Consider the following 26,497-nt stretch of genomic DNA (forward strand, 5'->3'; position numbering starts at 1 on the left):
CATCCCATTTGCAATGTGGCGCTCTGACCGCGTTTACGGCATTCGGGCGGAAGACTTGAAGGTTTTATATGGTCTGATGAATACCATGAGGCGACGCTGTAATTATTACAAGCGTTCGATATGCGCGTGGCCGACGGTTGCCGGCCCGGCACACGGAGGACGTGAGATCAGGCGCCGATGACTTCGGCGCGGGTGGGAATGGACGGCTGGGCGCCTGCACGTGTTACCGAAATCGACGCGGCGCGCTGGGCGAAGCGGATGGCGTCGGCGACAGCGGCGCCCTCTGCGATCTGCGCCGCAAAGCCGCCGATGAAGGTGTCGCCCGCCGCGGTGGTATCGACGGCCTTCACGCGCGGCGCCTCGAAATGCTGCGGCCCGGCGTCGCCGAGCGCCGCGACGACGCCTTGCGCGCCGATCGTCACGATCACGTTGCGCGCGCCTGCAAGGCGCAGCGCTCGCGCGGCGGCCTGCGCTTCCTGCGGCGACGTCACGGGCAGACCCGTCAGCGTCGCGGCTTCGAGTTCATTGGGGATCAGATAGTCGATCAGCGGCAGCCAGTCTTCGGGCAGCGGCCCCGTGGCAGGCGCCGGGTTCAGGATCACGGTCTTGCCGAGCCGGCGCGCGGCGGCGAGCGCAGCGCGCACGCTCGCGGGCGGCGTCTCCAGCTGGCAGATCACCACCTGCGCCGCCGCCAGCGCCGCTTCATGGCGCGCAATGGTCTCGGGCGTCACTTCACCGTTGCTGCCCGCGATGATGACGATGGCATTCTGGCTGCCGTCGTCGACGATGATGAGCGCGACACCCGTCGGCGCCGCCTGGCTCGTTTCCAGCGCGGTGCACTCGATACCTTCCGCTTCGAGGCCCGCACGCAGCTGCGCACCGTTCGCGTCAGCGCCGACGCAGCCGAGCATCGCCACCTGCGCACCGAGCCGGGCCGCGGCGACAGCCTGGTTGCCGCCCTTGCCGCCCGCGACCTGCGCGAACGCGTGGCCGGCCAGCGTTTCGCCCGGCTGCGGCAGGCGCGGCGCACGCGCGACGAGATCCATGTTCAGACTGCCGACCACCGTCACGTGTCCGCGCGCTTCGTTCGTTGCCACTGCCGTCTCCTTTCTGGACGGAAGTCGCTTCCCGTCCCTTACATATTGCTGCGGCATTGCGTTGCGCGCGCTCGTTGCGCCCCGCGTGCATCGCCGCCGGGGCGAGCTTATGCCGCCTGCGCCGGGCGCCGCGCGCCTGCGAACGCGGCCGTCGACTCGCGCAGGATCAGACGCGGCGCGATCACACGGCGCCGGAACAGCGCGCCCGTCGACGCCCCGCTGATCCGCTCGATCAGCGTCTGCGCCGCCATTTCGCCGAGCGCGCGCACCGACTGGCCGACCGTCGATAGTGCCGGATAGGTGAAGCGCCCCAGTTCGATGTCGTCGAAACCGATCACCGAGCAGTCCTGCGGCACGCGCAGGCCGCGCTCGGCGGCAGCGCGCAGCGCGCCGATGCCCATCATGTCGTTGCACGCGAAAATCGCCGTCGGCTGCACCGTGTCGAATAGCTGCGCCGCCGCGCGGTAGCCGCCGCTGCCCGAGAAGTCGCTTTCGACGATGCCGTTCGACGCGATCTCGATGCCGCGCTCGGCCATCGCGCGGATGAAGCCGTGCACGCGCATCGCGCTGACGGCCGTTTCGATCGGGCCCGTGATGCAGCCGATCTTCGAATGCCCGAGCTGCAGCAGATGGCGCGTCGCCAGATAGGCGCCCTTCTCGTGGTCGATCTGCACGAGATCGGCGGACAGGCCCTCGATGTTCCGGTCGACGATCACGAGCGGCTCGGGCGAATCGGCAAGCGTCTGCGCGAGCGTGGCGTCGTCGCCGGCCGAGGCGACGATCAGCCCGTCGATACGCTTTTCCTGCAGCACGCGCAGATAGTTGCGCTGCTTCGCGGGATCGTCGTCCGAGTTGCAGAAGAACACGCAGTAGCCATTGCGCGCACAACCGTCTTCGATGCCGCGCGCCAGCTCGGCGAAGTACGGGTTCGTGCTGTTGGGCACGACGAGCCCGATCGTCGCCGTCGAGCGCGCCTTCAGCGACCGCGCGACGGCGGACGGCACGTAGTTGAGCTGGCGGATTGCCAGTTCGACCTTCGAGCGCACATCCGCCGACACCGGACGCGTATTGTTCACGACATGCGACACGGTCGTGAACGACACGCCGGCTATCGCCGCCACATCCTTGATCGTCGCCATAAGCTGATACTCCCCTGCCTGTTTTTTACTGCTGGCCAATGCAGCTCATGCTGCATCCGCGGTGCTCTCGTTAGGTTATATCCAGGTGGGCCGTCGTCCCGCGCCACGGCGGCCCACCCTTTGTTCAACTGCGGCTCAACTGCGCTTGCGCCTGCTGCGGTACGTGTCCAGCACGACCGCGACCACGATCACGGCGCCCGTAATGATGCGTTTGGTCGGCTCGTTCGCGCCGATCTGCGCGAGACCCGCCGCCAGCACCGAAATGATCAACACCCCGAAGAACGTGCTGATGACGGAACCGCGTCCGCCCATCAGGCTCGTGCCACCGATCACGACCGCGGCGATCACCTGCAGTTCCAGGCCGACGCCCGCATTCGGATCGGCTGCTTCCAGACGCGAGATCTGGAACAGCGCGGCAAGCCCCGACAGCGCGCCCATCAGCGCAAACACGATCACCTTGTACGGCTTCGGATTGACGCCCGCGAGCCGCACCGCTTCCTCGTTCGTGCCGATGCCGACCAGATAGCGGCCGAATACCGTGCGCGTCAGCACCAGCTGCGCGACGATCATCACGGCCACCGCGATCAGGAACGCCGGCGAAATGCCGACGGCGATCGGATTGGACAGGAAATCGAATGCATCGCCGATGTAGGCCGTGCGCGAGTTCGTCATCTGATAGGCGAGGCCGCGCGCCGCTTCGAGCACGCCGAGCGACACGATGAACGACGGAATCCGCCAGCCCACCGTCACCGCGCCCGTCACGGTGCCCGTCAGCGCTGCCGCGAGAAGACCCAGCGCCGCCGCCGCGAACGGCCCGAGCTGCCACTTCAGCGCGGCGACGCTCACGACCGACGCGCCGAGCGCCAGCACCGACCCGACGGAGAGATCGATGCCCGCGATGATCAGCACGAACGTCATCCCCACCGACATCACGACGAGATCGGGAATCTGGTTCGCGATCGTGATGAACGTGTCGTACGTCAGGAAATGCGAGCTCAGCACCGAAAACAGCGCGATCATCGCGATCAGCGCGCCCGCGAGGCCGAGATAGTTCGAAAAGCCCAGACGCGTGCCCGCCGGCTTGCCGCTCGCGAGCGGCGCCGACGGATCGGCCGTGCCCGGCTTGACGGCACCCGCGGGCGCAGCCGTCGATTCCTTGCCCGTGACCCTTTGATCGTTCATGACTGCGTCTCTCCTTCGTGGTCGTGGGTGTGCAGCAGCGCCTCGCGATTGCGATAGCCGGCGAATGCCGCGGCGAGCAGCGCGTCCTGCGTCCACTCGTCCCGTTTGAACACGCCCGTCATGCGTCCCGCCGACATCACGCCGATCCGGTCGCAGATCAGCATCAGTTCGCGCAGGTCGCTCGACACGACCACCAGCGCGCGCCCTTCACGGGCCAGCGCGCCCATCAATCCATAAATATCGAACTTCGCGCCGACATCGATGCCGCGCGTCGGCTCGTCGAACAGCAGCACCTTGCAGTCGCGCGCCAGCCACCGGCCGATCACGACCTTCTGCTGGTTGCCGCCCGACAGCTCGCCGACCGGCTGCGCCGGCCCCGACGTGCGGATGCGCATCGCGTCGATCTGCTTCTTCGCCAGCGCGTTCTCGCGCCCTGCGTCGACGATGCCATGCCGCGCGACACTGCCGAGATTGCCCAGCGACACGTTCGCGGCGATCGGCTGCGGCAGCAGCAGGCCTTCACCCTTGCGATCTTCCGTGATCAGCGCAATGCCTTGCCGCACGGCGTCGACGGGTGTGGCGATCTGCACGGCCGAAGGCGCCGCACCCGGCGTCGCCGCCAGCGACACCGTGCCGCCGTCCTTCTGATCCGCGCCGTAAATAAGCCGCATCAGTTCCGTGCGGCCCGCGCCGATCAGCCCGCTCACGCCGAAAATCTCGCCTGCCTTCACCTCGAACGACACGTCGTGCACCACGGGTGAGCGGCTCATGTGCTCGACCTTCAGCAGCGTCGAGCCAATGTTGCGCACGCCCAGATCGATCCGCTCGCCGATTTCCCGCCCGACCATCAGCGTGACGATCTGGTCGCTCGTCAGGTTCGCCATCATGTCGACGCGCACCAGCTTGCCGTCGCGCAGCACGGCGATCCGCTCGGCCACGCGCGCCAGCTCTTCGAGCCGGTGCGAGATGTACACGAGCGCGACGCCGCGCGACTTCAGCGCGTCGATCTGCTCGAACAGCAGGTCGACTTCGCGCGCCGTCAGCATCGCCGTCGGCTCGTCGAGAATCAGCACGCGGCAATCGCCGATCAGGTTGCGCGCGATCTCGACCATCTGCTGATGGCCGATGCCCAGTTCGCCGACGAGCGTGTCCGGGTCGATCGCTTCCAGCCCGACTTGCGCCATCGCCTCGCGCGCGTCCTCGCGCAACTTCCTGCGGTCGATCCAGCCGAAACCATTACGCGGCAGACGGTTCAGAAACAGGTTCTCCGCGACCGACAGCGTCGGCAGCAGGTTCAGCTCCTGCATCACCATCCGGATGCCGAGCGCTTCCGCTTCCGTGCGGCTCGCGGGCGCGTACGGCCTGCCTTCGAGCTGCATCGTGCCCGTCGTCGGATCGACCAGCCCGCCGATGATTTTCGACAGCGTGCTCTTGCCCGCGCCGTTCTCGCCCGTCAGCGCGAGCGCCTCCCCGGCGTGCAACGCCAGCGAGACGTCGGCCAGCACGGGCTCGACGTAGGTCTTGCCGATGCCCGTTACGGACAGCACGGCAGGCAATGCTTGTTGGTCCGCTTCCTGGTCGGTAAATGCCATCGTGATCCAGATCTCGTAGCCGCCGCGTGACGCTCGCGCGGTTGCGGCGATGCCGGCCGCCCTTCCCGAAACGCCGCCCGACGGCCGCGCAACTCATGCCGCCTGCGGCCGCAAGGTCTTGCGCATCCCGAAGCAAAGCGGTCCGGGCTTCACGCTGTCCGTCCCGCTGTGCTTTCTTTCCTTGCGCGGCTCGCCGGCCGTCATGACGCTTACCTCTGGCATAACGGCGGCGCGGCGGATTTCTTGAGCGTTTGCTGAACGTTTGCTAAACGGCGGGTTAACATTCGCGCGCGGACGGGCAGCGGCGCCTGCGCGACGCCGCCCGCCGCCGTGCGGCCGTTACTTCGTGACGAGATCGACAGGCGTTTCGACGACGCCCGACAGGTCCGCCTGCTTCTTGTGCTCGGAGATTGCCTTGAGCGCCACGTCGATGCCGAACACGGCCTGCTTGGCCGCGTACTGGTCAGCCGTGGCGAGCACGCGGCCATCCTTCAGCATCGGCCTGATCGCGTTGATGTTGTCGTAGCCGACCACGTAAACCTTGCCCTGCTTGCCCGCCGCGCGCACGGCCGACACCGCGCCGATCGCCATGTTGTCGTTGCCGCACAGAAGCGCCTTGATGTTCGGATAGGCGTTGAGCATCGACGACGCGATCGCATTGCCCTTGTCGATTTCCCATTCGCCCGACTGGACCGTGTCGATCTTCGCGCCGACCTTCTGCATCGCCGCCTTGAAGCCGGCCGTGCGCTGCTGCGCGTTGGTCGTGGTCGACACGCCTTCGATGATCCCCACTTCATCGCCCGACTTCAGCTTCTTCGCCAGATAGTCGCCGACCTTCTCGGCGCCCTTCGCGTTGTCCGGGCCGACGAACGGCACGTTCAGATCCTTCGATTTCAGCACGTCGGGGTCGAGCCGGTTGTCGATGTTCACGACAACGATGCCGGCGTCCACAGCCTTCTTCACGACGGGCACGAGCGCCTTCGAATCCGCCGGCGCGAGCACGATGGCGTCGACCTTCGACACGATCATCTGTTCGACGATGCGGATCTGGTTCGCCGTATCGGTTTCGTCCTTGATGCCGTTCGTGATCAGGTCGAACTGGTTGGCGTTGTGCTTCTGGTAGTCCTTCGCGCCCGTTTCCATCGTGAGGAAGAACTCGTTGGCGAGCGACTTCATCACGAGCGCGACCTTGGGTTTCTTCGCGCCCTGAGCCCAGGCCGATGAAAACGGCATCGCGGCGGCGGCCGTGAGGACGACGGCGGCGCTCAAAACCCGGCGGCGAATGCGTTGGTTCATTCAGTATCTCCAGTTGTTGGACTCGGACGAGTCCGTTTTTTGATTATGCGCAAACGTTTGCGAGCGCTATTCTCGGCGGCGCCTGTTCGCAATGTCAACGACTGGCAGTGCTGCGCTGCACAGCGTGCCGCGGCCCGCGGCGCGTGGCTGGATCCGCTTGTTGCCGTGCTGCGTCTGCGATACGGCGAATGACGTCGTGACAAGAATGGCTCGCTTGTTCTGCATTGGTCTGCCTATACGAACGACGTGGTGCCTGCGGTTTCACGCTTCGTTCATCACGGCGTTCGTGATGCCCGGCTTTGCTTGACGACACGCCGGTCTTGCCTTTCAGATACTTCCCATCTTCCCGCGAGCCGCAAGTTATATGGCAAGCAGGTCGCATATGCTGGCCTTTTATTGCGTACGCCGCAAGGGAAAAAGCGGATGCCGTCACGATCTGCGCAACAGGTGGGACGTGCGTATCATGAGCCGGACCGGGTTTAGCCTTCGTGTTGCCGTCGATGTGAGCGGCGACGTCCGCGAGACTTTCATGCATGGAGCCGCCATGTTCGGCATTAGCCAGTTTCCGCTGTTTCTCGTCGCCGTCACCGTGCTCAATCTGACGCCCGGACCGGACATCGCGTATGTGGCGGGACAGAGCATCGCGCAGGGACGTCGCGCGGGCCTGCTGTCGGCGCTGGGTGTCGCGTTCGGCGGCTGCTTGCATACCGTCGCGTGCGCGCTCGGCATCACGGCGTTGCTCGCGGCGTCGCCGGGTGCCTTCAATGCGATCAAGTGGATCGGCGCGGCCTATCTGATGTACCTCGGGCTGCGGATGCTGTGGCCTGCGGCGGCCGCCGTCGTCAGCGGCGCGGCCGTGCCCGATGCGCCGCGCCTGTCGCGCGGCACGCTGCTCTTTCGCGGCTTCGTCACGAACGCGTCGAACCCGAAAGTGCTGCTGTTCTATATCGCCTTCTTCCCGCAGTTCGTGAGCGCGGACAGCCCGCACAAAACGCTCGCGTTTCTCGTGCTGGGCGCCGTGTTCGTGGCGCTTGGGCTCATCAACGATTGCGTGATCGCGTGGCTCGCCGCGACAGCCGCGCGTGCCGTGCAGTCGCGGCCCGGCGTGCGGCGCTGGATCGATCGTGTGGTGGGTGCGGGCTTCATCGGTCTGGGCGTGCGGCTCGCGTTGACAAAGCGGTAAGCCCTGCGCGCTGGCTGGTCGACATGGCCACCCCGCCCGCGTTACAGCCAGTTCGCCTTCTTGAAGCCGCGATACAGCAGGACGTCGATCAGCAGCATGGCCAGCAGACAGATGGGATATCCGTATTTGAAGTGCAGCTCCGGGATCTCCTGGAAGTTCATCCCGTAGATGCCGGCGATCATCGTCGGCACCGCGAACAGCGCGGCGAACGAGCCGAGCCGCTTGGTCACTTCGTTCTCGGCGAGCGAGATCATGCCGAGATTCACCTGGACTGCCGTGACGATGATTTCGCGCCGGCCCTCGATGGTTCGCACGATGCGGTCGAGGTGATCGTAGACGTCGCGGAAGTACGCCTGCATGCCGACGCAGATGGCGGGAATGCGCCCGCCCACCAGCTTGCTGATGCCTTCGAGCAGCGGCTCGATGTGATGCTGCAGCGTCACGAGACGGCGCTTCAACGAATACAGGTCTTCGATGATCGCGCGCGACGCGGCCAGATCGTGCTTGTCGAAAATGCGGTCTTCGATCTGCTCGATCTCGGTGCCCATCGCCTCGAGAATCGGAAAGTAACGGTCGACGACGTTGTCGGCCAGCGCATACAGCACGAACGCCGCGCCTTCCTTCAACAGTTGCGGCTCGCGCTCGCAGCGCGCGCGCACCTCCTGAAACCCGTGACGCGTGCCGCGCCGCACCGACAGCACATAGTTCGCGCCGACGAACACGTCGACCTCGCCGATCACGAATTCACCGTCGTCGTCGGTTTCGATCGTGTGCATGACGGCGAACAGCGAGTCGCCGTACTCCTCGATCTTCGGACGCTGATGACCGTGACGCACGTCTTCGACGGCCAGTTCGTGCAGGCCGAACTCGTGCTTCATCACTTCGAGTTCGCCCGGGCCGGGATCTTTCAGAGCGACCCAGACGAAGCATTCGGGTTTGGCAACATAGACGCTGATGTCGTCGATCTCGATGTCGGCCAGTTTGCGGCCATCCTGGTACGCGGCGCAGTTGATCAGCATGTTTGAATACCTTGAATTCGAATCGGCTTTGCGGATTACAGACTGTCAGTTTGGATGGGCGGGCTGACGTCTCCTGTCGGCCCGCCGTGCAAAGCCGCGCGGCGCGCGGTGTCAAGCCACGATGTTACGTGGTGTTGCGCGAATACGCTGTGTCGAATTGTCAATGACGCACGGACGCAATGAACCCGGCCGTCAATTGGCGACGCGCCGCAGCATGATGCGGTGATCGTCGTTGAACGACACGCTGGCGCGATTCGAGTAGCGCGGGTCGGACGTGACGATGAAGTTGATCTCGACGACGGGATCGAACTGCGTCGATACGCCGATGCGATGCGTGCCCGGCGCGAGCCAGAGCACGATGTGCTCGCCGTTCATGATGTCCGCGACCCGCTCGCCGTCGACATACACCAGCGCATCGCGAAACCGCACGATGACGTTGTCGGTCCGCTCGCGGCGCAAGTCGACGGCGACCTTGCTGTCGCCGGGCTGCGTGTAGCCCGGCTTGACGATGCGCCCGGCGGGCACGTCCTTGAACGGCACCTTGTCGGCGGGCGTGGACGCGCAACCGGCGGCGAGCATGCCTGGCAAACCGATAACGAGCGCGGCAGCCGCGGCTGAAACCAACGGCCGGACGGCAGCGGCTGCCCGCGCCGCAAGGCTTTGCATGCGTGTCATGCGTTCTCTCCCCGTCGCCTCAGGCGTCCCGTTCATTGTTCCGGCGCGCTTGCGCGCGCCGCCTTGTTATGCGGCGGCTGCGCCGGAGGTCATGCATCCAGCGTCTGAAACGGGTTCAACACCCGTGCTCCCGTCCCTTCGAAGTCTGCCACGTTGCGCGTAACGACGGTCAAGTTGTAGATCAGCGCGGTCGCCGCGATCAGCTTGTCCAGTGCATGCCCGGGCTCCGGCACGCGCAGATGGCCCCACGTCTGCGCGACGTCGGTGCCGACATTCAGAATGTGGCTGCTGAACGACTCCATGATCGTGTCGAGCCATCCTTCCAGAAGCAATGCCTGGAGGCGGTCGCCGCGATGCCGGATCGCGTCGACGCCGCGCCGCAGCTCGCCCACCGTCACCACGGACAGATACAGGCGATGCCCTTCTTCCTTCGCTGACCCGAAAAAAGACTGCACGCCGGGATTGGCGCGGCTGCTCTTGCGCATTTCGCTAATTACGTTGGTATCAATCAAATACACCCGGTCCCCCGCTTTCGTCAGTTGCGTCATGACGGCGTTCGAAATCGGCGTCTTCGCCGACGTCCGGCATGCTCATCAGCAGTTCCGCGAAGCTGAACTTCCTGGGCTGAACGAGCGCCTGCGCCAGGATTTCCCGATGCTCTGCTTCGACGCTGCGCCCGTGAGCCGCGGCCTGCTCGCGCAGACTCTGCACCAACGCATCGTCCAGACCTCGGACCAGAAGATTTGCCATGACCCTTCCCCGATACACGTGTGATATCAATGCTATCACCAGCATTTGCGCCGTCAATCCGGCCGAATGGCATAGGGCTTGCGGCAGGCTGCCATCCCGTTCAAGATCGGCGCAGGCGTAACTTCCACCACCGGGGATTCATCGACGTGACGCATCTGGTTTTTATCTGCGGCCATGCAGGCACGGGCAAAACGACGCTTGCCAAACGGCTGGTCGGCCCACTGATGAAGGCGACGGGCGAGGCCTGCTGCCTGCTCGACAAGGACACGCTGTATGGGGTCTACAGTGCGGCCGCGATCGGCGCGCTGACGGGCGATCCGAACGATCGCGACAGCCCGCTCTTTCTGCAGCACTTTCGGGATCCGGAATATCGCGGCCTGTTCGATACAGCCGCCGAGAACCTGCGCCTCGGCATCAGCGTGATTGCGGTCGGTCCGCTGTCGCGCGAAGTGCGCGAGCACAAGCTCTTCGATCATGCATGGCTCGGCGTGCCGAAAGATGTGCAGATCAGCGTGGTGTGGGTGTCGACATCGGAAGAGACGGCGCGCGAGCGGATTGCCGCGCGCGGCAATCCGAACGACGCCTACAAGCTCGCGCATTGGGACGACTACCGGCAACGCCGTTTCGTGCCCGCTGGCGACGAGTGCGACGGGCTCCTGATGTTCGACAACACGTCGCCCTCGCCTGCCGAATTCGACGCGCTGCTTGCGCGGATCGTGCGGACACCGCAATCGTCCGGCGTCATATTGCCGCCGATGCCCGTTTAAACACGACGCTGCAAACGCAAAACGGGCGTCCCGCCAGAAAGGCGGGGCGCCCGTTTCCCTATCGACTCACAAACAGCTCTCTACGGAGCTTCGATCATCTCAACCGGCCCTCGGCATGGCATGTTTCACGCCAGAGAATCAAACGGTCGCCGTCGCCTCCAGCGCACGGCCTTCGTACAGCTGGCCGAAGCGGTTCGCGAGGAAATCGCGCAGCGACACCTGCTCCTGACGCACGAAACCGCTCTGCGGCAGCTTCTTCTCGCGGAACAGGTCGAGCACCGCGCACATTGCGCCTGCCGTCGTGATCTGGATCGCGCTCATCGGCACGCCGCAGACGGTCTTCGCGAAGATCTTGCGCGTGAACACTTCCTGCACCAGCTGGCCGTCGCGCATGCCCGTCACGGTGATGAACACGAGCACGACGTCCTGAGCCGTCGACGGCACCGAGCGGCGCATGATCGTCTTCAGCGTGTCGCGGTCGGTGGCGAGGCGCAGGTCTTCGAGCAGGAACTGCATCAGCGCGCGATGGCCCGGATAGCGCACCGACTTGTAGTCGAGCGTTTCGACGCGGCCCGACAGCGTTTCGCACAAGGTGCCCAGACCGCCTGACGTGTTGAATGCCTCGTACTCGATGCCGTCGAGCGAAAAGTGCTCGAGCCCTTCGAGCGGCTGCACCCACTGCGTACGGCTATCGCGGATCGCTTCGCAAGGCTGGCAGTACTCGTTGATAAGACCGTCGACGCTCCACGTCAGGTTGTATTTCAGTGCATTGGTCGGGAACTCGGGCAGCGCACCGACGCGCATCTTCACGTCGCGAATCTCGGTGAAGCGGTTGGCCAGTTCGTGCGCGGCAATGCCGATGAAGCCCGGCGCGAGGCCGCACTGAGGCATGAACACATGCTCGGCGCTGTCCGCGATCGCGCGGATCGCGTGGGTCGCGCGCACGTCTTCCGTCAGATCGAAGTAATGCACGCCCGCGCCCTTCGCCGCCGACGCGACGCTCACGGCCAGGTAATACGGCAGCGCGTTAACGAGCGCATCGAAGCCCTGGATTTCGGCGCGCAATGCAGCGGCATCGGCTGAATCGACGCGGCGCGTCGGAATGCCCTGCGCGGCAAGCTTGTCGAGCGCATGCTGATCGCGGTCCATCGCGACCACTTCGTAGTCGCCCGTCTCCCGCAACATGTGCGCAATGGTGTGACCGATCAGACCTGCGCCAACGATGGCAACTTTCATGCACTTCTCCTTTGTTCTCTGTCTGGTGAATGTCGGCGCGCCGCAGCGAACCTCTACTGAAGAGTGTAGGGAGAAGGCGAGTCGGTTTATAGGCGCAAAGTGCTGCGCTATGACCATGATTTTCGTCGAAATGACGCAGCACTCTGACGATTCGTCGAAAACACATCAAAAGCGCGTAAACGGACCCTCGTCCGGACCCTCGTCCGGACCCTCGTCCGGACCCTCGTTCGTCAGGTCATCCCGCGATCGATCTTGCGCGAAAGGATGATCGACGTCGTCGTGCGCTCGACGCCCGCCAGCCCGCCGATCTGATCGAGCAGATCGTTCAGGCGTTCGGGCGAATCGGCCCGCAGCCACGCGACGTAATCGAACTCGCCGCTCACCGCGCACAGCAGCTGCACTTCGGGCATCCGGTTGAGCTTCTTCAGCACGTCCGGGCCGTACTTCGGCGCGATGATGATGCCGACGTACGCATGCATGCTCGCATCGAGCACGTCCTGCCCGAGCCGCACGCTATAGCCCGCGATCACGTTGGTCTTTTCAAGCCGTGCGATCCGCGCGATCACGGTCGTACGCGCGACACCGAGCTGGCGCGCGAGATTCGCGACGTTTTCACGCGCATTGGCTTGCAGCAGTGCGACGAGGTTGCGGTCGAGTTCGTCGAGTTGATCGAGGCGCGGTGGTCTCATCGATTCAAGGTCTGGTGTGAGAGTGGAAGCCCGCCGTTTGCGGCGAGCCGATGACGCGGATTATGCGCCTTGCCCGCATCCGCGCGAATACATGCGCGCTGCACATATCGCGCGAACGCAGCGCACATGACCCATCGAGGTCACACGCCGAAGCGCTCGATCACGAAGTCGATGAACGTGGTGAGCTTCGGCGTGGGCTGCCGGTCGCGCGGATAGATCAGATGCACAGGCGCACCGTCGGGCAGATAGTCGTCGAGCACGGGCACCAGTTCGCCCCGCTCGATCTCGCGTGCGAGCAGCGCCTCCGGTTGCAGCACGAGGCCGAAGCCGCGCAGCGCCGCCATCTTCAGCGCCTGCCCGTTGTTAGCGCGAAAGCGTCCCGGCCGCAGCTGGCACTCGGTCTCGGCGTCGCCATCGAGCCGCCACAGTCCTTCGCGGCCCCAATGCAGGAAGCCGAGACATTCGTGGCGGACGAGATCGGCGGGCGTCCGCGGAGTGCCCATGCGTTCCAGATAGGCGGGCGACGCGCACGCACGCATCCGATACGGCTTCAATGGCCGCGCGACGAGACTCGAATCCGGCAGCCGCCCGATCCGCACCGCCGCGTCGAACCCTTCATCGATCAGATCGAAGATGCGGTTCGACAGATCGAGTTCGAGGCTGACGTCGGGATAGCGGTTCAGGTAATCGGTCATCGCGGGCGAGAACACTTCGACGCCATATGTGAGCGGCACGGTCACCTTCAAGGTGCCGCGCGGCGCGGATGTCATCGCCTCGGCAAGCGACTCCGCGGCCTTCACGTCAGAGAGAATGCGCCGGCATTGCTCGTAATACTGGCGTCCGATTTCCGTCAGGCTCTGACGGCGTGTCGTGCGTGTCAGAAGACGCGTGGCGAGTTGCGTTTCGAGCGAGCGGATATGCTTGCCGACCATCGCGGACGACAGATCGAAGCGCTCGGCGGCTGCCGTGAGGCTGCCCGCTTCGACGACGGCAACGAAGACTTCCATGCTGACGAATTTATCCACCGGCTATTTCCGATCGTTTCGGTTGTAAGCAGTTGTCGCAATAGAGACGCAATGAAGCGATATCGTGATACTAATAGCCCACGGCATGATGCACGTCGATGACGTCGCATCATCCAGCATTTGCTTATACGAGCAGACAACAGGAGTCTCAATGAAAAAAACCCTCGCCACACTCGTTACCGTCGCCTCCGCACTGACCATGAGCGCTGCATTCGCCCAGACGGCTGCGCCTGCGGGCGCGTCCGCACCGGCTATGTCGGCTGCATCGCAGGCGTCGGGCAAGGCGCGCCACGAGCAGCGCGTCGAAGACCGCATCAAGTATCTGCACACCCAACTCAAGATCACGTCGGCACAGGAATCGCAGTGGAACACCTTCGCCGACGTCATGCGCAGCAATAGCGAAACGATGGGCAAGCTGTTCGAACAGCGCCGCGCGAACGCCAACATCTCCGCGCTCGACGACATGAAGCAGTACGCCGAGATCACACAGGCGCACGCCGACGGCACGAAGAAGCTCGTCGATGCGTTCGACCCGCTGTACACCAGCTTCTCGCCGGAGCAGAAGAAACTGGCCGACGAGACCTTCCGCCGTCAGCCGCCCGAAGGCCGTCCGCAACATCGCCGTTCGGGCAAGCCCGCTGCGCCTGCTTCCGATGCCGCTGTGAAGCCGTAAAACGGAACGCTTCATACACCGTGTGCTACGCGGCACACACGACGCCTGCCCTCACCGGCAGGCGTTTTTTCTTGAGCATCGCGCGAATCTGGCATCATGCGTGCTCCCGTCAACCTCTGCGTTTTCTTCGCCTCATGATCGAACTCAAGAACATCGACCTGCTCGCCGACCCGGCCGCACAACGCGTCGTCAAGGACGAAACCGTCGCCGTGCAATTTGCCGGAGGCGATGGCGAACTGATGAGCCTCGAAGGACCAAACCGCTATGCACGCGGTGACGCGCTGATCACGGGCTCGACGGGCGACCGCTGGGTCGTGTCGCGCGAACGCTTCGACGCGAAGTATCTGCCCGCCGATGCCGCGCTTGCGCATGGCGAACCCGGCTCGTATCGCAACCGCCCTGCCATCGTGCTGGCAAAGCGGATGGACGAGGCGTTCTCGCTCGCGCGCTCCGCGCAAGGCGGCGATGTGCTGAAGGGCACGGCAGGCGACTGGATCATGCAGTACGCACCCGGCGACTACGGCGTCGTGCAGGCCGCGCGCTTCGCCAAGGTCTATCGGCTCGCGGACTGACGCACCGGGCGCGTTGCCCGAGCCTTACGCGAACTCGTCGCCCAGTTCGACCGTAACCTCGCGCGGCACGGCCTTGCCGGCCGCGTGCTCCTCTTCCAGCGATCCCAGCGTCGCTTCCACGTACGCGCGCAGCACGGCGAAGCTGCGGCCCCGCACACGCGGCGGCATCGCGCGATAACGCGCGAGCGCGGCTGGCGCAATGGCGACCGTCAATTCCATGCGGCGCGCCGTCGCGCCGAAGCGCATCGCGACCCAATGCACGACGATCTGCGACACGCCATTCTCATCGGGACGCTCGATGAACTGAGTCTGCTCGGGAAAAAGATCGCTGATCACGCGCGCCAGCTCTTCGAGCTCCGCGTTCGCGCATTCGTACTGATAGGCTTCCATGTCGATTGGCCTCTGGCCTGTTAGTCGGGTTGAGCGTTTTATTCGACGGCGATCAGACTGCGCGCCTGTGCATCCGGATCAATATGCCAGCGACGGCGATGGCCGCGACCGCGTAGATCGCATCGACGGTCACGAGGGGCAGCAGCCCCGCCTGCGACATCGCCGCGGGCACGTCGATCAGCGCGTGCGCAGCGATCGCGATGGGCAGTATGGCACGCGACCCGGCTCGCACGCCGCGCCACATCAGCACCGACAGCCCGATCTGGAACACCAGCGCCGCCACGCGTTCGAGCGCGAACACGCCCGCCATCCCGGGCGACAGGCTGGCGAGCAGCAGATGGATCCGCATCAGCGAGCCGGCGGGAAGATTGCCAAGGTAGGTGTCGAGTTGCCCACGGTTTTCGAGCACGCCGAACGCGATCCATTGCGACTGGACCATCACGCCGACGAGCCAGGCTTCGGCGCCGCCGTGACCGAGACCATATGCCAGCGCGGTGCCGTCAGTGCGCGTGTCGTTCGCCTGACGGCGCGCGAGCCAGCGCATCGCAACGAAGCGCCCCACTTCCTCGCAGATGCCCGCGGCCAGCGCGCCGTACACGACGAACGCGAGCGGGTCCGACAGCCACTCGCTGGTGGCCGCGTTCTGCCGCAGCAGATAGTCGTTGAGCGCGCGTTCGACCAGCATCGCGGACAGCGCGAACATGGCAATGCCTGCAATCGCGTCGCGCCGGTTCAACGCGAAAGGCGTGCGCCAGCGGCGATACAGAAAGATGGGAAGCAGCGCGACGAAGATCGTCGCGGCGCCGAGCACGGCGAGCGTGACGGGAGAAACAGGTAGACCGGACATGTGCGTTAGCAAGGCGAAAGTCGGAACTCGCCGCGCATTGTAAGCGCATGCCGCGATGAAGGTCGATCAGCGCGCCGTCGACGCCCGTTCGATCAGTTCGCCCGGCAGCAGACAGTCGCGCGCGCTGGACTGTTCGCCGTCGATGCGCTGGTGCAGAAATTCGACGGCCCGATAGCCGATGTCGTAAGTCGGCTGACGGATCGTCGTGATGCCCGCCAGCTCGGCCCACTCGGGATCGTCGATCGACAGCAGCGCGACGCGCTTCTGCCAGTCCGGCCCATGCCGCTGATGCAGATGCCGCGCGAGCGCCAGCGCGACGGGACCATTGGCCGCGAACAGCGCGACGTGCCGCGCGCCTTCGCCTGGTGCCTGCGCGCCGATCGCCGCGTCCAGTTCGGCATCGAGCGCGTTCAAAGTTTGCGCGAGTTCATCGGCGTCGCCGAGTTCGAGCACGACGGTGCGCCCGCTCACCTGCGGATACTGCTTAAGCGCCTGGCGAAACGCGGCTTCCCGCTGCCGCCGCGAACTGATGTGCTCGAACGGCTGCACGACGAACCACAGACGGTCGAAGCCGCGCTCGACGAGATGCCGCGTCGCGAGCATCGTCGCGCCTTCGTTGTCGAGGCCGACCATGTCGGTCACGAGCCCGTCGACGCTGCGGTCCACCAGCACGGCCGGAATGCCGCCGCCGCCCACGGGCCGCAGCGTCTCTTCGCTGACGCCGAGCGCGTTGACGATCACGCCTTCCACGCGATACGTCGTCAGCAGTTGCAGGAAGCGCCGCTCCATGTCGACTTCGTTTGCCGCGTGGCAGATGAGCGGCATGTAGCCGAGCGCGTGACACGCGGCCTCGACGCCTTGCAGCACTTCAACGGAATAAGGATTCGTCAGGTCCGCGACCAGCATGCCGATCAGCCGGTTGCGCCCGCGCTTGAGCCCGCGCGCCATCTGGTTCGGCTGATAGTCGAGCCGCTCGATGGCGGCTTCGATGCGCGCGCGCAATTGCGGCGACAGCACGCTCAGCTCGCCGTTCAGATAGCGCGAGATGCTCGTCTTGCCCGTGCCCGCCTCGCGTGCGACGTCGCTGATAGTGGCGCGGCGCGGGGCGCCTGACGTCGGCGTGCTCATTGCGAAAGCACGTCGCGGTTGACGATGTTGATCTTCAATGTGCCGTCGAGCGCGGCGACGAGATTCTCCGCCGCGCAACGCGCCATCGCATGACGCGTTTCGTGCGTCGCCGAGCCGATGTGCGGCAGCGCGACCACGTTGCTCATTTTCAGCAGCGGCGAGTTCGGATCGAGCGGCTCCCTGTCGAACACGTCGAGACCCGCGCCGCGGATCGTGCCCGACTGCAACGCTTCGATCAGTGCATGTTCGTCGACGGTCTGGCCCCGCGATGCGTTGATCAGGATCGCGCTCCGCTTCATCTTGCGCAGTTCGTTCGCGCCGATCATGTGACGCGTTTCAGGCGTCAGCGGCACCTGCAGGCAAACAAAGTCGGCGCTCGCGAGCAGTTCGTCGAACTCGACGCGGCGCGCGCCGTAGCGCTGTTCCGCTTCCGCGTTGGCGCTGCGGTTCGTGTAGAGCACCTTCATGTTGAAACCGAGCGCCGCGCGTCGCGCGACCGCGCCGCCGATCCGCCCGAGCCCGACGATGCCGAGCGTCTTGCCCTGCACGTCGACGCCGTACAGTTCGGGCCCGATGCTCGCCTTCCATTCACCCGCCTTCACCAGGCCGGCCAGTTCGACGACGCGCCGCGCGCTCGCCAGAATCAGCGAAAACACCGTGTCCGCCGTCGATTCCGTCAGCACGTCCGGCGTATGCGCGAGCACGATGCCGCGCTTCGTCAGGTCGGCGACGTCGAAGTTGTCGTAGCCGACCGAGATCGTCGAGAGCGCCTTGAGCTTCGCCGCGCCGTCGAGCATCGCGGGCGTGATCTTCACGCTCGCGCCGATCGCGCCGTCCGCGTCCTTCAGCGCGGCGACGAAGACGTCGTGCTGCGCGGCATCCGCCTGTACGACTTCGGCATGCTGCTGGAGATACGAGAGCACATCGTCCGGCAGCGGCTTGTACGCGACGATCTTTCGCTTCATCGATTCACTTTCCTTGCAACGAGGTGAAGGGTTGGCTCACGCAGAACGACTCAGACGTGCACCGATTCGCGCTTCGAAGTCTGCATCGGCTGCGGCTTGACGGCAAGCGTCAGGACCACGGCGGCAAGCAGCGCGACGCTCATGAACGCGTACGACGCCGCGGGCGAGCCCGTCGCGCCGTTCAGATAGCCGACCACATACGAGCCGACGAACGAGCCGAGCGCGCCCATGCTGTTGATCAGCGCCATCGCGCCGCCCGCGACGTTCTTCGGCAGCAGTTCCGGCACGATCGCGAAGAACGGGCCATACGGCGCATACATCGCGGCGCCCGCGATCACGAGCAGCGCGTACGACACCCAGAAGTGCGTCGAGCCGAGCGCATACGAAGCGGCAAAAGCCAGCGCGCCGATCAGCAGGAACGGCCACACGAAGGCGCGGCGGTTGTTCAGTTTATCCGACGCCCACGACGTCCCGAGCATCGCGATCGTCGCAGCCAGATACGGCAGCGCCGACAGCCAGCCCGTCTCGACCATGCCGAGCGACGAGCCGTTCTTCAGGATGGACGGCAGCCACAGCACGAAACCGTACACGCCGATGCTCCAGCAGAAGTACTGTGCGCAGAGCTTGACCACAGCCGACGAGCGGAACGCTTCGCCGTAGTTGCGCACCGGCTTGATGGCGGCCTGCTCGGCGCGCAGCGTGTCGGCGAGCTGCTTCTTGTCCGCGTCCGACAGCCAGGACACCTGCTCGGGCTTGTCCTTCACGATAAACCACCAGCAGACGGCCCAGGCGATCGCGGGCACGCCTTCCGCGATGAACATGTGGCGCCAGCCGAACGAATGCACCAGATAGCCCGACACGACCGACATCCACAGCACCGTCACCGGGTTGCCGAGAATCAGGAACGTGTTGGCACGCGAGCGTTCGCGCTTCGTGAACCAGTTGGCGATGAAGATCAGCATCGCGGGCATCACGGCCGCCTCGACGACGCCGAGCAGGAAGCGGATCGCCATCAGCGAAGGAATGTTGCTGACGACGCCCGTCAGCGCCGCGCAGCCGCCCCACAGCACCAGGCTCCAGAAAACGAGCTTCTTGACGCTCTTGCGTTCCGCGTAGATCGCGCCGGGAATCTGGAAGAAGAAGTAACCGAGAAAGAACAGCGCGCCGATCAGCGACGACAGCCCTTTGCTGATGCCGAGATCCTGATTGATGCCGGCGGCCGCGGCAAAACCGTAGTTCGCGCGGTCGAGATAGGCGAGGCTGTAGGTGATGAAGACGATCGGCATGATCGTCCACCAGCGGCGAATCGCGAGCGATGAGGACATACGTGTCTCCTGTATTGTGCTGATGCGGTCGGTCGGTGTGCTGTTGAGCCGCGCGTTGCGCAGGGTTGCGCTTTTCGTGCGGCTGGGCATCTTGTTGTTGTCTTGTGTTGCTGAATCTCTGATGCGAGGTGTCGTCAGGCCGCCAGCGCGGCGGCGCTTTCGAGCGCGTCGAGCTCGGCGCGCGTCGGCAGCCCTTCGGAATCGCCGATCACCTGAATCGCGAGCGCGCCGATGCGGTTGCCGCGCGCCACCGCCTGCGGCAGCGTGCGCCCTTCGAGCAGCGCGCTCACCACGCCCACTGCGAAACCATCGCCCGCGCCGACGGTATCGACGACGTTCTCGACACGCTGCGCTTCAACCACGCCCGAATCCGTCGCCGTGCGGAAGTACGCGCCCTGCGCGCCAAGCTTCACGACGACGCCCTTCGCGCCACGGTCCAGGTAAAACTGAGCGATGTCGTCGGCCTTCGTGTAGCCCGTCAGAATCTCGCCTTCGCCGATCCCGGGCAGCACCCAGTCGGCGTACGCCGCCAGTTCGTTGAGTGCGGCCACCATCGCTTCGCGCGACGGCCATAGCGTCGGGCGCAGGTTCGGATCGAACGAGATCGTCTTGCCGGCGTGCCGCATTTCGCGCGCCAGGTGGAACGCAAGCTCGCGCGAGCTCGCCGAAATGGCGGGCGCGACGCCCGTCAGATGCAGATGGCGCGCGGGCAGCACATAGTCCGGCACGTAGTCGTCGAGCGACAGATGGCTCGCGGCCGAACCCTTGCGAAAATATTCGACGGCGGGATCGCTGCCGTCATCGTTCTTCGACTTGAGCTGGAAGCCCGTCGGATAGCGGGTGTCCGTCGTCACGCAGCGCTGGTCGATGCCTTCCTTCGCGAGCGTGTCGCGCACGTACTGGCCGAACGAATCGGCGCCGACGCGGCTCATCCAGCCCACCTTGAAGCCGAGCCGCGCGAGACCGATCGCGACGTTGAGGTCGGCGCCCGCGATGCGCTTCGTGAACTGGCCGACGCTCGCGAGCGCGCCCGTTTCGGCCGCGACGAACATCGCCATCGCTTCGCCGTAGGTGATGACATCGAGTGTCGGATGCATGCTTTCTCCAGCTGTGCCAGTGTGGCTTGATCTAACGAATCGCCGCACTCAGGCGGACGCGAGCCATGCGACGTAGTGCGAGGCGTCGGCGGCCATGCGCGCTGCGTCGAACGGAAATTCGATGCCGCGCGGCACATCGCGCGGCAGCAGCGACAGCGCGGCCGCGAACACGGGATCGTCGGCGGCGGGCGCGACGGCGAAGCGGCGCGCGCCTTCACCCGCGACCGCCTTGCAATGGATGTATTCGACGTGATCCGCCAGCTTGCGGGCCGCTTCCACGGCATCGACGCCAGGCCATTGCCAGTTGCCGATGTCGAACGTCATGCCGACGAGCTTGTGACGGCCTTCCTTGGCAAGCGCATTGAACAGCCCGTCGAACTGCGCAAGCGAGCCGCCGCGCTCCAGCTGTCCGTTCTCGACGACGAGCCGCGCCGCCACGCCTTTCGTGCATGCCGCTATCGCGTCGCCATACGCGCGTTCCGCGAAACCGCCCAGTTGCAGCTTGACGAAGCGCGCGCCAAGCGCCGTCGCTTCGATCAGCGCCTGACGCAAAGCGGCTTCGTCGAACGCGCCGTCGGGCATGTACAGCTCGGCGGGCGTCGAATACACCGACCACAGGCCTTTCGCCGCGATCGACTTGCCGAGCGCCGACAGCGCCTCCGACGACGCTTCCGCTTCCAGCGCGAACAGCTCGCGGCGGACTTCGAAACCGGCCGCGCCCGCTTGCGCCGCCGTCTTCAGCCACGCGTGATGACCGTCCTTGCGGATCGCATCGGCTCCAAACGCACTCGCGACGATGACAACTTCCGACATGCCCAGCACCTTGCTTTATCACTCAAAAACAGCCTTTGGAATCGGTTCCAAAGGCGGGTATCAAAAAAGCGCGACTGCGCTTGCTGCGAATACTGCCGCGCGACGCCCCTTCGCGCCAATAGTGGTAATCCCTTAACCGTCCGACTCGTCCGGCAGAGGCCGTGCGTCGCCGTTCAGGCACAGTTCGAGAAAGCGGCCGACGAGCCGCGACGGCGCGCTCGCATGCGGCACCAAAATAGAAAACCGCCGCGTGAGCGGCTCGGGCCCGAGCGGCAGGCGACACAGCGATTCGTTCTCATGCCGCATCGACATCGCCGACACGAAGCCGACGCCCATTCCCGCGCGCACCGCCTCCTTCACGCCCTCGACGCCTGCGATCGCTAGCGCGACGCGCATCGGCGCGCCCGCGCGCGCGAACGCGTGTTCGATCAGATGCCGCACACCGGAGCCTTCCTCCCGCAGCACGAGCGCATGCGCGCTCAACTCGGCCAGCGTCACGGCCTGCGAGCCGGCCGCGGCGAGCGGATGCGCGCGCGGCATGATCGCGACGATCTCGTCCTCGTGCCACGGATGCACGACCGTATCGGGCGGCAGATCGCCACCGACCTGCCCTTCGACGAGCGCGATATCGAACGACGCGAGGCCGCCGACGATATCGGCCGTGTTGCCGTCATCCGTATGCACGGTGACGTCGGGGTGCAGCCGCTGGAACCCGGCAATCAGATAGGGCAGCAGATAGCTTGCAGGCGTCGTGCTCGCGCCGATGCGCAACGTGCCCTGCTCCATGCCGCGCAGCGCGTCGCGATACGCATACACCTGGCGAAAGGTGTCGCGCAGCCGCGACGCATAGCTGGCGAGTTGTTCGCCGGCGGGCGTGAGACGCACGCCGCGGCCGTCGCGCAGATACAGCGGCTCGCCGAATTCGTCCTGCAACTGGCGCAACTGCCCGGACACGGCGGGTTGCGACAGATGCAGCGCCAGCGCGGCGCGGCTGATGTTCCGATGTTCGGCGACGGCGGCGAACGTTATAAGCTGATCCGGGGTCATGGCGACAAAATATCAGATTTCCCGATACATGACATTCTAAATCACGATTTTTCATATCGATATACGTAAATTAGGATAAGGCCATCGAGTCAAGCAGCCTTCAACGAAGAGGTTGAACCCATGTCCACCGCCCACACCCATGCCGTTCCCGCCGCCGCGCCGTCATCGACGCGCGGCCAGATCAACGGCATTCTGTTCGTCGCCCTGTTCGCCGCGGCCGTCACGCGGATCGCCGCGATTCCGTCGATCGCCAGTCTGGGCATCAGCCCGCTGATCGTCGGCATCGTCGGCGGGATGATCTACGGCAACGCGCTGAAAGACGGCATGCCCGATAGCTGGGCGGCCGGCGTCAATTTCTCGGCGCGCAAGCTGCTGCGCATCGCCGTCGCTTTTTTCGGCTTGCGCGTGAGCATTCAGGAAATCGCGCAAGTCGGTCTGCCGGGTCTCGCGGAATCGCTGCTGATCGTGGTCAGCACGCTCGTGATCGGCACCTGGGCAGGCATGAAACTGATGAAGCTCGATCGCGACAGCGCGCTGCTCACGGCGGCGGGTAGCGCGATCTGCGGCGCAGCCGCCGTGCTCGCCTTCGAATCGACGCTGCAATCCAAGCCGCACAAGAGCGCGATGGCCGTCGGCAGCGTGGTGCTGTTCGGCACGCTGTCGATGTTCCTCTACCCTGCGCTGCTGCGCGCCGGCATCCTCCATCTGGATACCACGGGTGTCGGTCTGTTCTTCGGCGGCACGATTCACGAAGTCGCGCAGGTGGTCGGCGCGGCGAGCAACGTGAGCCCGGAAGCGACGCATATCGCCACCATCGTCAAGATGACCCGCGTGATGCTGCTCGTGCCCGTGCTGCTGATCGTCGGCCTGTGGGTGAACCGCTCGGCGCGTCAGGCGGCGGCAAAGGGCACGCACGATGCAGCGCATGCGCCGCGCAAGCTTGCCGTGCCCTGGTTTGCCCTCGGCTTCCTCGCCTGTGTCGTCGTGAACTCGCTGCACATCCTGCCCGAAGCGGCAACGAACACGGTGAACATGCTCGACACGTTCGCACTGACGATGGCCATGACGGCGCTCGGGATCGAAACGCGCCTCTCGCAGATCCGCGATGCCGGCCCCCGCGCACTGACGACGGGCCTGATCCTCTACGTGTGGCTCTTCGCAGGCGGTCTCGGCATCACATGGCTCGTCCAGCACCTGTTCGGCTAAGCCGTCACCCCTTCCAGACAAGCCCCGCCGCGTGCGGGGCTTTCGTGCTTTTTGCCTACACCTTCGGGAACACGCAAATTTCGCAGATCGCGCGGCATACTTCTAGCTCCCTTCCGTGTGCAAACGCAGCGCGACCCGCGCCGCCAAAACCCGAATGAGGACCGATCGATGACTTACAAGCTCTACTACTGGGACGGCTTGCAGGGCCGTGGCGAATTCGTGCGGCTCGCGCTGGAAGAAGCGCGCGCGGACTACGTCGACGTGGCGCGCGGCGACGAACAGAACGGGCTCGGCACGGGCGCGATGATCGACGTGCTCAACGACAGGAACGAAGCCTGTCTGCCCTATGCGCCGCCCTTTCTGCAGGACGGCGATCTGATCATTTCGCAGACGGCCAACATCCTGTTCTACCTCGGGCCGAAGCTGAATCTCGCGCCGGAAATCGACAGCCTGCGCTACGTCGCGAACGGCCTGCAACTGACCATCGCCGACATGGTCACGGAAGCGCACGACACGCATCATCCCCTCGCATCGGGCATGTACTACGAGGAACAGAAAGAGGCCGCGAAAATCCGCTCGACGGATTTCATCGACCATCGCATTCCAAAGTTCATGGGCTACTTCGAGCGCGTGCTGAAGCAGAACCCTGCGGGCGACACGCACATGGTCGGCGACACGTTGACGTACGTCGACCTGTCGATGTTCCAGCTGATCGACGGGCTGCATTATGCGTTTCCACGCGCGATGAAGCATTTTGGCGAGCGTCATCCGCGCCTCGCCGCGCTGCACGACGCAGTGCTCAAGCGGCCGAACATCGCGGCCTATCTCGACTCGGAACGGCGCCTGCCGTACAACGAAACCTGTGTCTTCCGGCACTATCCCGAACTCGACAAGGACGCTCGCTGACCTGCGCTGACAGCGCACTTTCATTTCGCCGCGGCGCGCAACGTAACGGGCGTGCCGTCCTTCAAGCCGTCGTCGCGCGAGGCCGATAACATGCAGGCCGCACGCGTCAAACAACCTTAAACGCCCGCTCCTTCCGTGCTTTCATTCCTGCTGAGACTGCGTACCCGCGCCGCCCGTCTGTTCCGCCTGTCCGATGCACACACGATGCTGGTGTGGTCGGTGATCGTCGGCATCGCGGGCGCCTTCGCGACGATTGCCTTTCGCGAAGGCATCTCGCTGCTTCAGCGGGTGTTCACCGGAGCGGACGGCAGTCTCGTCGACATGGCGCGGCGGCTGCCGCTCGCGATGCGCATCGGCTTGCCTGCGTTCGGCGGACTGATCGCGGGCTTGCTGCTGCTCGTCGCGCAGCGCGGCGTCGACAGGAAGCTGCACACCGACTACATGGAAGCCGTCGTGATCGGCGACGGCGTCGTGCCCGTGCGCGTGAGCCTGTGGCGCAGCGTGTCGTCGCTGTTCACGATTTCGAGCGGCGGTTCGATCGGCCGCGAAGGTCCGATGGTGCAGCTTGCCGCGCTCGGCGCGTCGCTGATCGGGCGCGTCGTGCATTTCGATCCGCCGCGTCTGCGGCTGCTCGTCGCCTGCGGCGCGGCGGCGGGTATCACGTCCGCGTACAGCGCGCCTATCGCGGGCGCCTTCTTCGTCACGGAGATCGTGCTCGGTTCGATCGCGATGGAAAGCTTCGGCCCCGTCGTGGTGTCGTCGGTGGTGGCGAACATCGTGATGCGCGAGTTCGCGGGCTACAAGCCACCTTACGAAATGCCCGTGTTTCCGCCCGTCGCGGGACTCGAAGTGCTGCTTTTCGTCGCGCTCGGCCTGCTGTGCGGCACGGCCGCGCCGCAGTTCCTGCGGCTCATCGACACCAGCAAGGCCGCGTTCGGCCGGCTGCCCGTGCCGCTGCCCTTGCGCCTCGCGCTCGGCGGTCTGGTCGTCGGCATTCTGTCCGTCTGGACGCCCGAGGTGTGGGGCAACGGCTATAGCGTCGTCAACTCGATCCTGCATTCGCCGTGGACGTGGACGGCACTGCTCGTCGTGCTCGCGTTCAAACTGATCGCGACGGCGGCCACCGTCGGCTCGGGCGCCGTCGGCGGCGTATTTACGCCGACGCTCTTCGTCGGCGCCGTGATCGGCTCGCTGTTCGGCCTCGGCATGAATGCGCTCTGGCCGCACGCGACGTCCGCGCCGTTCGCCTACGCGATGGTCGGCATGGGCGCGTTTCTCGCGGGCGCGACGCAGGCGCCGCTGATGGCGATCCTGATGATTTTCGAAATGACGCTCAGCTATCAGGTCGTGCTGCCCTTGATGCTGTCGTGTGTGGTCGCGTACTTCGCGGCGCGCGCGATCGGCAAGACGTCGATGTACGACATCACGCTGCATCGCAGCCGCGAGGAAAAGGAACGCATGCGGCTGCGTGCCACGCAGATGCGCGAGCTGATCCGCCCGCCGCAAACCGTCGTACAGCCGAACGCGACCGTGCACGACATGACGCGCGTGTTTCTCGAATATCCCGTCAAATACCTGTACGTGACGGATGACAGCGGATCGTTTCTCGGCGTGGTCGCGCTGAAAGACATCACGTCCGATCTCCTCGACAAGCGCGACACGTCGGCGAAGACGGCCGCCGACTACCTGCAGCCGCATTTCGACGTGCTCACGCCCGACATGCCGCTCGGCGTCGCGCTTCAGCATTTCATGGCGTTCCAGGGCGAGCGGCTGCCCGTCGTCGAAAGCGCGGCGCGGCCGACGCTCGCGGGCGTCGTCTACAAGACCTCGCTGCTCGACGCGTACTTCCGGATGAACCCGGCGCGCTAGTCGCCAGTC

Annotated in this window: 27 protein-coding genes; 7 read left to right on the forward strand and 20 right to left on the reverse strand. The window is 65.2% G+C overall.

What is annotated here, in order from left to right:
• Window positions 1-167: 167 nt before the first annotated feature.
• The 5 genes from rbsK to FRZ40_RS04135 all read right to left on the reverse strand — a co-directional run bounded on the left by rbsK (window position 168) and on the right by FRZ40_RS04135 (window position 6,306).
• Window positions 168-1,097 carry a ribokinase gene (gene rbsK, locus FRZ40_RS04115; protein ID WP_147233453.1) on the reverse strand — a complete coding sequence of 310 codons (930 nt, stop codon included), beginning with the start codon at window positions 1,095-1,097 and terminating at the stop codon, window positions 168-170.
• Window positions 1,098-1,204: 107 nt separating this feature from the next.
• Window positions 1,205-2,236: a LacI family DNA-binding transcriptional regulator gene (locus FRZ40_RS04120; protein ID WP_028368227.1), complete on the reverse strand. Its 1,032-nt coding sequence runs from the start codon at window positions 2,234-2,236 to the stop codon at window positions 1,205-1,207.
• 135 nt (window positions 2,237-2,371) lie between these two features.
• Window positions 2,372-3,418 (reverse strand): ABC transporter permease, encoded by a 1,047-nt coding sequence (locus FRZ40_RS04125; RefSeq protein WP_147233454.1) that lies wholly within the window; start codon window positions 3,416-3,418, stop codon window positions 2,372-2,374.
• Window positions 3,415-5,010: a sugar ABC transporter ATP-binding protein gene (locus FRZ40_RS04130; RefSeq protein ID WP_147233455.1), complete on the reverse strand. Its 1,596-nt coding sequence runs from the start codon at window positions 5,008-5,010 to the stop codon at window positions 3,415-3,417. Before FRZ40_RS04130 ends, FRZ40_RS04125 begins: the two co-directional genes overlap by 4 nt.
• A 339-nt stretch (window positions 5,011-5,349) precedes the next feature.
• Entirely contained in the window at window positions 5,350-6,306 is a 957-nt protein-coding gene (locus FRZ40_RS04135; RefSeq protein WP_147233456.1) for a sugar ABC transporter substrate-binding protein, read from the reverse strand.
• A gap of 544 nt (window positions 6,307-6,850) precedes the next feature.
• Between FRZ40_RS04135 and FRZ40_RS04140 the strand changes: the two genes are divergently transcribed.
• Window positions 6,851-7,489: a LysE family translocator gene (locus tag FRZ40_RS04140; RefSeq protein WP_147233457.1), complete on the forward strand. Its 639-nt coding sequence runs from the start codon at window positions 6,851-6,853 to the stop codon at window positions 7,487-7,489.
• A 41-nt stretch (window positions 7,490-7,530) separates the two neighbouring features.
• Here the strand turns inward: FRZ40_RS04140 and corA are convergent, their stop codons facing one another.
• The 4 genes from corA to FRZ40_RS04160 all read right to left on the reverse strand — a co-directional run bounded on the left by corA (window position 7,531) and on the right by FRZ40_RS04160 (window position 9,933).
• Window positions 7,531-8,508, reverse strand: a complete 978-nt coding sequence (gene corA / locus FRZ40_RS04145) for a magnesium/cobalt transporter CorA (protein ID WP_028368232.1) — start codon at window positions 8,506-8,508, stop codon at window positions 7,531-7,533.
• Between the two features lie 192 nt (window positions 8,509-8,700).
• Window positions 8,701-9,183, reverse strand: coding sequence for a DUF2846 domain-containing protein (locus tag FRZ40_RS04150; protein WP_240057082.1), 483 nt, complete (start codon window positions 9,181-9,183; stop codon window positions 8,701-8,703).
• A gap of 89 nt (window positions 9,184-9,272) precedes the next feature.
• Complete coding sequence (locus FRZ40_RS04155) at window positions 9,273-9,668, reverse strand: type II toxin-antitoxin system VapC family toxin (protein ID WP_240057183.1); 396 nt, start codon at window positions 9,666-9,668, stop codon at window positions 9,273-9,275.
• Between the two features lie 19 nt (window positions 9,669-9,687).
• Complete coding sequence (locus FRZ40_RS04160; protein ID WP_147234764.1) at window positions 9,688-9,933, reverse strand: FitA-like ribbon-helix-helix domain-containing protein; 246 nt, start codon at window positions 9,931-9,933, stop codon at window positions 9,688-9,690.
• Between the two features lie 146 nt (window positions 9,934-10,079).
• On the opposite strand from FRZ40_RS04160, the gene FRZ40_RS04165 reads away from it, so the two are divergent.
• Window positions 10,080-10,700: a P-loop nucleotide/nucleoside kinase family protein gene (locus FRZ40_RS04165; RefSeq protein WP_028368236.1), complete on the forward strand. Its 621-nt coding sequence runs from the start codon at window positions 10,080-10,082 to the stop codon at window positions 10,698-10,700.
• A gap of 138 nt (window positions 10,701-10,838) precedes the next feature.
• Here the strand turns inward: FRZ40_RS04165 and FRZ40_RS04170 are convergent, their stop codons facing one another.
• The 3 genes from FRZ40_RS04170 to FRZ40_RS04180 form a co-directional block, all read right to left on the reverse strand.
• Entirely contained in the window at window positions 10,839-11,936 is a 1,098-nt protein-coding gene (locus tag FRZ40_RS04170; RefSeq protein WP_028368237.1) for a saccharopine dehydrogenase family protein, read from the reverse strand.
• Window positions 11,937-12,166: 230 nt separating this feature from the next.
• Window positions 12,167-12,625, reverse strand: coding sequence for an Lrp/AsnC family transcriptional regulator (locus FRZ40_RS04175; RefSeq protein WP_028368238.1), 459 nt, complete (start codon window positions 12,623-12,625; stop codon window positions 12,167-12,169).
• Window positions 12,626-12,765: 140 nt separating this feature from the next.
• On the reverse strand, window positions 12,766-13,650 hold the full coding sequence (locus tag FRZ40_RS04180) for a LysR substrate-binding domain-containing protein (protein WP_147233459.1): 885 nt from the start codon (window positions 13,648-13,650) through the stop codon (window positions 12,766-12,768).
• 151 nt (window positions 13,651-13,801) lie between these two features.
• Here FRZ40_RS04180 and FRZ40_RS04185 point away from each other — a divergent pair, with 151 nt between their 5' ends.
• Both FRZ40_RS04185 and FRZ40_RS04190 read left to right on the forward strand, forming a co-directional pair.
• Window positions 13,802-14,323 carry a Spy/CpxP family protein refolding chaperone gene (locus tag FRZ40_RS04185; RefSeq protein ID WP_028368240.1) on the forward strand — a complete coding sequence of 174 codons (522 nt, stop codon included), beginning with the start codon at window positions 13,802-13,804 and terminating at the stop codon, window positions 14,321-14,323.
• 134 nt (window positions 14,324-14,457) lie between these two features.
• Window positions 14,458-14,895: a PGDYG domain-containing protein gene (locus tag FRZ40_RS04190; protein ID WP_028368241.1), complete on the forward strand. Its 438-nt coding sequence runs from the start codon at window positions 14,458-14,460 to the stop codon at window positions 14,893-14,895.
• 24 nt (window positions 14,896-14,919) lie between these two features.
• Here FRZ40_RS04190 and FRZ40_RS04195 read toward each other — a convergent pair whose 3' ends face one another.
• From FRZ40_RS04195 to FRZ40_RS04230, 8 genes are all read right to left on the reverse strand, one after another.
• Window positions 14,920-15,285, reverse strand: a complete 366-nt coding sequence (locus FRZ40_RS04195; protein ID WP_147233460.1) for a DUF3022 domain-containing protein — start codon at window positions 15,283-15,285, stop codon at window positions 14,920-14,922.
• A gap of 52 nt (window positions 15,286-15,337) precedes the next feature.
• Window positions 15,338-16,132, reverse strand: coding sequence for a YhfC family intramembrane metalloprotease (locus tag FRZ40_RS04200; protein WP_147233461.1), 795 nt, complete (start codon window positions 16,130-16,132; stop codon window positions 15,338-15,340).
• Window positions 16,133-16,198: 66 nt separating this feature from the next.
• Window positions 16,199-17,260 (reverse strand): LacI family DNA-binding transcriptional regulator, encoded by a 1,062-nt coding sequence (locus FRZ40_RS04205; protein WP_028368244.1) that lies wholly within the window; start codon window positions 17,258-17,260, stop codon window positions 16,199-16,201.
• Window positions 17,257-18,225, reverse strand: a complete 969-nt coding sequence (locus tag FRZ40_RS04210; RefSeq protein ID WP_147233462.1) for a 2-hydroxyacid dehydrogenase — start codon at window positions 18,223-18,225, stop codon at window positions 17,257-17,259. The genes FRZ40_RS04205 and FRZ40_RS04210 overlap by 4 nt, the downstream gene beginning before the upstream one ends.
• A 50-nt stretch (window positions 18,226-18,275) precedes the next feature.
• Window positions 18,276-19,550: an MFS transporter gene (locus FRZ40_RS04215; protein WP_147233463.1), complete on the reverse strand. Its 1,275-nt coding sequence runs from the start codon at window positions 19,548-19,550 to the stop codon at window positions 18,276-18,278.
• Window positions 19,551-19,684: 134 nt separating this feature from the next.
• Window positions 19,685-20,647 (reverse strand): sugar kinase, encoded by a 963-nt coding sequence (locus tag FRZ40_RS04220; RefSeq protein WP_147233464.1) that lies wholly within the window; start codon window positions 20,645-20,647, stop codon window positions 19,685-19,687.
• A 48-nt stretch (window positions 20,648-20,695) separates the two neighbouring features.
• Window positions 20,696-21,460, reverse strand: a complete 765-nt coding sequence (locus FRZ40_RS04225) for a sugar phosphate isomerase/epimerase family protein (RefSeq protein WP_147233465.1) — start codon at window positions 21,458-21,460, stop codon at window positions 20,696-20,698.
• Window positions 21,461-21,592: 132 nt separating this feature from the next.
• Window positions 21,593-22,507: a LysR family transcriptional regulator gene (locus FRZ40_RS04230; RefSeq protein WP_147233466.1), complete on the reverse strand. Its 915-nt coding sequence runs from the start codon at window positions 22,505-22,507 to the stop codon at window positions 21,593-21,595.
• 120 nt (window positions 22,508-22,627) lie between these two features.
• On the opposite strand from FRZ40_RS04230, the gene FRZ40_RS04235 reads away from it, so the two are divergent.
• From FRZ40_RS04235 to FRZ40_RS04245, 3 genes are all read left to right on the forward strand, one after another.
• Complete coding sequence (locus FRZ40_RS04235) at window positions 22,628-23,713, forward strand: YeiH family protein (protein WP_147233467.1); 1,086 nt, start codon at window positions 22,628-22,630, stop codon at window positions 23,711-23,713.
• A 168-nt stretch (window positions 23,714-23,881) separates the two neighbouring features.
• Window positions 23,882-24,619, forward strand: coding sequence for a glutathione S-transferase (locus FRZ40_RS04240; RefSeq protein WP_028368251.1), 738 nt, complete (start codon window positions 23,882-23,884; stop codon window positions 24,617-24,619).
• Between the two features lie 135 nt (window positions 24,620-24,754).
• Complete coding sequence (locus FRZ40_RS04245) at window positions 24,755-26,488, forward strand: ClcB-like voltage-gated chloride channel protein (protein WP_147233468.1); 1,734 nt, start codon at window positions 24,755-24,757, stop codon at window positions 26,486-26,488.
• The last annotated feature ends 9 nt before the right edge of the window (window positions 26,489-26,497 follow it).

This window comes from Paraburkholderia azotifigens (genome assembly GCF_007995085.1).
GTDB lineage: Bacteria > Pseudomonadota > Gammaproteobacteria > Burkholderiales > Burkholderiaceae > Paraburkholderia > Paraburkholderia azotifigens.